The following is a 4,746-nucleotide window of genomic DNA, read 5'->3' as shown; positions in this document are numbered from 1 at the left end:
CGGGCTGGACCCGGCGGCGCTGCAGCAGGCGGCGCTGAGCGGGCATGAGCGCGGGCTGGCCGGGCAATGGGTGCTGCCGCTGCAGAACACGACGCAGCAGCCGGACCTGTCGGCCCTGACCGATCGCGACACGCGCCAGGCGCTGTTCACCAGGAGCTGGATGCGCGCCGAGCGCGGCGATACGGGCGACACGCGGGCCGCGATCGCGGAACTGGCGCAGTTGCGCGCGCGCAAGGCGGCGCTGCTGGGCTATCCGGATTATGCGTCCTATGTCCTGTATGACCAGATGGCCCGCACGCCCCAGGCGGTGCAGCATTTCATCGCGCAACTGGTGCCCGCGACGCTGGCGGAGCAGAAGCGCGAGGTCGCGGACATCGCCGCCGCCATCAGTCAGGACGGGCAACATTTCCAGCCGCGTCCGTGGGACTGGGCCCATTATGCCGAGCAGGTGCGCAAGGCGCGGTACGACCTGGACGCGGCCCAGGTCCGGCCCTATTTCGAGCTGGATCGGGTACTGCGCGACGGCGTGTTCTTTGCCGCCAACCGGCTGTACGGCATCAGCTTCAAGGAACGCAGGGACATCCCGGTCTATAACCCCGACGTGCGGGTGTTCGAGGTGACGGACAGGGACGGGTCGCCGCTGGCGCTGGTCTATTTCGATTATTTCAAGCGCGACAACAAGAATGGCGGCGCCTGGATGTCGAACTTCGTCGGGCAGTCGCACCTGCTGGGGACGAAGCCGGTGATCTACAACGTCGCCAATTTCGCCAAGCCCGCGCCGGGCCAGCCGGCGCTGATCAGTTTCGAGGACGTGACCACGATGTTCCACGAATTCGGTCACGCGCTGCACGGCATGTTTGCCGACCAGGTCTATCCCACCCTGTCGGGCACCGCGGTGGCGCGCGATTTCGTGGAATTTCCATCGCAGTTCAACGAACATTGGGCGCTGGACCCGATCGTGTTCGCCCATTACGCGCGGCACTACCAGACCGGTGCCGCGATGCCGCAGGCCCTGGTGGACAAGATCAAGAAGGCCGCGCGCTTCGACCAGGGTTATGCGCTGGGCGAGCTGATCGCCGCGGCGAAGCTGGACATGGACTGGCACATGCTGCCGGCGCGCGCGCCGCGCCAGGATGTCGACCGGTTCGAGGCGGCATCGCTGGCGCGTTCGGGCCTGGATACGCGCGACGTGCCGCCGCGCTATCGGTCCAGCTATTTCCTGCATATCTGGTCGAACGGCTATGCCGCCGGCTATTATGCCTATCTGTGGACCGAGATGCTGGACGATGCCGCCTATTCCTGGTTCCGCGCCCATGGCGGGCTGACCCGCGCGAACGGGCAGCGTTTCCGCGACATGATCCTGTCGCGCGGCCATACGATGGATTACGGCCCGATGTTCCGCGCCTTCTACGGACGGGACCCGGACATCGTGCCGATGCTGCGCCATCGCGGCCTGGTTCCGGGCGAGGAATGATGGCGGCGCCCCCCGCCCCCGTTCGGGCCCCTGACCCTGCCCAAGACCCTGCCCAAGACCCTGCCCAAGTCCGGGGCCCCGCCCACGGCCATGCCTATGCCGCCCTGCTGCGGGCCGTGAATGTCGGGGGGAGCGGCACGCTGCCGATGACCGAGCTGGCGGCGATCTGCCGCCAGGCCGGGCTGGAGGCGGTGCGGACCTATATCGCCAGCGGCAACGTGGTCTTTCACTCGGCGCAGCCGCGGGCGGCAATCCGCGCCGCGCTGGAAGCAAGGCTGGCGGAGCGGATGGGCGCGCCCATGCCCGTCATGCTGCGCGATGCCGCCGAAATGCGGCGGATCGTCGCGCGCAACCCCTTCGCCGGCCGGCCGGGGAATCGGGTCGGCGTCCATTTCCTGGACCGCCCCGTGACGGAAGCGATGCTGGCCGAATGCCCCGGCAAGGCCGAAGACGAGGAGATATCGCCGGGGGAATGCGAATTCTACGTTCATTACGGCCATGGCATGGGGCGCACGAAGCTGCGCTTTCCCGCCGTCGGCGCCTGCACCGTGCGCAACATGAACACGGTGGAGACGCTGGCGGACATGCTGGAATCCTGACCGCCGCGAACGGGTCGGCGGGCGGTGCGCCAAGGCGCGCCGCCCGCCTGCCGCGAGGCCCCGTTTCGGATACGCGTCAGAACTTCGCGTTGAGGCCGAACAGGTAGGACGAGCCGTAATATTGCAGCTCGACCATGTTCTTCGAACTGCTGCCCTGGGTGGCGTTCTGCATCGTGTTGGTGATGTTCCGGCCCTGGAAATAGAGCTGAAAATTCCGGGTGATGTTGTAGCGCGCGCCGACGTCGAAATTCAGGTAGGGCTGCACGAAGCTGTCCTGGTTGGGGACCGAGCCCAGCCCCGTCATGGTCAGGCCCTGATAGTTGCCGTCGAACTGCAGGGTCAGCGGGCCGTGGATGTAGAAGACCTCGAAATTATAGATATGCGAGGCGGTGTTGGGCAGCGTTTCGAACACGCCGTTGCGGCTGCGGCCGCGCGAGTCGACGAAGGTCATGTTGCCGCCGATGCCGAAGCCCTTCCAGAAGCCGGGCAGGAAAGTGAATTGCTGGCGGTAGTTCAGTTCGAACCCGCGGGCCGAGGCGAACGGGATGTTGGCGTAGGTCGAGACCGTGGCCAGGCCGGGGATGCCGGGATAGCCCGAGACGTAATTCGTGTAGTTGACGACGTAGTTCTTGAATTCCTTGTCGAAGGCGCCGGCCGACAGGATGCCGCCCTTGGGCAGGTAATATTCGAGGTCGACGTCGAAATTGGTGCCCGTCGTCGGCTTGAGGTTCGGGTTGCCCTGGCTGATCGACGCGTTCTGGTAATTGATCGTCTGCGAGGCGGTGACGGCGTTGAAGCCGGGACGGCCGATGGCCGTCGACCAGTTGGCGCGGGCGATCAGGTTGTCGGTAAAATTATAGCGCAACTGGATGCTGGGGAACAGATTGGCATATTCCTGGCCCACGGCGCGCGGCGCGAGCTGGGTCTGGCCGTTGACGACCGAGGTGGCGATGCCGCGATAGACGCCGTCCGTCTTCTCGTAGCGCACGCCGGCCAGGACGCCGAAACGCCGCCAGGTGGCCTGGTACTGCAGGTAGAGATTATAGATGTTCTCGTTGTCGTCGATGAAGGATTGCCGCGTGGTGATGGCGTCGGCCGCGACGTTTTCCCTGAGGCCCGGATAGGGATTGCTGAGGATCTGGCGGACATATTGGGTGCCCGGCGGGGTGCCCAGATTATACAGGCCGTTGAACAGGGTGTAGGTCTGGTTGCCCGCCCACGCGCCGGCATTGGCCGACGGCACGCCGCCATAGGTATATTGCGGGTCGTTGTGGGTGACATGTTCCATGCGCAGGCCGCCGCCGAAGCTGAGCAGGCCCTTGACGTCGAGGACATCCAGCCTGGTCGACGCGCCGACATGGCCGGCCCACTCGCCGTCGAAATCGTTCTGGTGCGCGTTGGACAGGCTGGAGAGCGTGTAGCTGTTATAGTTCGCCAGGTTGGTCATCGCGGATGCGGTCGGACGCAGCGCGTTGGTGATGTTGTTGTAATAGACGGGGACCGTATTGGCGTTGTTGAACGAGGCGCTGTAGGAATAGGGCGTGTAGAGGAAGTTGCTGGCCCACGCGCCCCAGTAATCGAGCTTGAAGCGGCCGACGTCGCTGAGGCCGCCGAACTTGTAGACGCGTTCCTCGTTATGGACCCACACGTCGTTCATGCTGAGGCTGGTCGACGAGTTGGACGTATAGGCGCCGGGCAGCGTGGGGTCCATCGTGATCGTCTTGCCGGGCTTGAAGGTCAGGTCATACTTGATGACCGGGGCCTCGATGCCGGAATCGAACATCTTCAGATAGATCTTGGTATGTCTGTCGACGTCCCAGCCCAGTGTGCCGCCGTAGCCCCAGCGGACCTTGTGGCCCGAATACATGAGCTGGTCGGCCTGCTTGACGGGAATGCCCTGCCCCGGGGTCCCGGCCCATTTCTGCTGCAGGTCGTCCAGCATCAGCCAGTCCGACAGAGCGGTGGCGAAGAAGCTGACGCTGAAGGGCTTGTTGCCGCCGCCGTGCTTGTCGAACGGGTTGCCGTCCAGGCCGAAGCGCATGCCGCCCGCGATCGTGCCGTCGAAAAGGCGCGTGGGGTGCGGGTCGCGGATGCCGCCGGCGGCCGAGATGTTCAGGAACGGCTGGTCGTTCGGCCCGATATCGCGCGAGAGGATGTTGAGCTGGCCGCCCAGGGCGAACGCGTCCTGGTCGGGACGGTTGGTCTTGATCAGTTCCAGGCCGCCGGCCAGCGGGGCGGGAATCGCGTCCAGCGGCACCGCGCGGCCGCTGCCGTTGATCGAGCCGGCGGGCAGGATGACGTCCTCGAACGTGACGCCATTCAGGTTGGGGTCGAGGCCGCGGATCTGGATCGAGCGGGATTCGCCGCTCTTGTTGATGACGGAGGCACCGGGCAGGCGGCGCGCCGCGTCACCCAGCACGTAGTTGGGGACCTTCTCGATTTCGGATTGCGGCATCACGTTGATGAGGTTGGGCGCGTTCATCTGCAGCACGCGCGCCTGCTCGATCGATCCGATGCCGCTGGCCTGCGCGCTGCTGCGCGCGCCCACGACTTCCAGATTTTCCGGGACCGAGGCATGCTCGGCCTTCTTCTTGTGCCTGGGGCGCGGCGCGGCTTGCGCGACCTGGGCACCGGGCATGGCCGTCGCCGCGTCGCCCTTGGCATGGGCGGCAT

The 4,746-nt window shown here is 65.7% G+C and carries 3 protein-coding genes; 2 read left to right on the top strand and 1 reads right to left on the bottom strand.

What is annotated here, in order from left to right:
• Together HUK84_RS10815 and HUK84_RS10810 are read left to right on the top strand one after the other, a co-directional pair.
• The coding region (locus HUK84_RS10815; RefSeq protein WP_176640306.1) for a M3 family metallopeptidase at positions 1 to 1,474 on the top strand (1,474 nt) is incomplete at its 5' end.
• Positions 1,471 to 2,073, top strand: coding sequence for a DUF1697 domain-containing protein (locus tag HUK84_RS10810; RefSeq protein ID WP_317135278.1), 603 nt, complete (start codon positions 1,471 to 1,473; stop codon positions 2,071 to 2,073). The genes HUK84_RS10815 and HUK84_RS10810, both read left to right, overlap by 4 nt.
• Positions 2,074 to 2,149: 76 nt before the next feature.
• On the opposite strand, the gene HUK84_RS10805 is transcribed toward HUK84_RS10810, so the two are convergent.
• Positions 2,150 to 4,746 (bottom strand): TonB-dependent receptor (locus HUK84_RS10805; RefSeq protein ID WP_176640304.1); only part of this gene is annotated, 2,597 nt, incomplete at its 5' end.

The organism is Nguyenibacter vanlangensis, assembly GCF_013376155.1.
In the GTDB taxonomy this organism is placed as follows: domain Bacteria; phylum Pseudomonadota; class Alphaproteobacteria; order Acetobacterales; family Acetobacteraceae; genus Gluconacetobacter; species Gluconacetobacter vanlangensis.
Note: the sequence above shows the minus strand (reverse complement) of the source record. Positions and strands in the feature narration are given on the sequence as shown.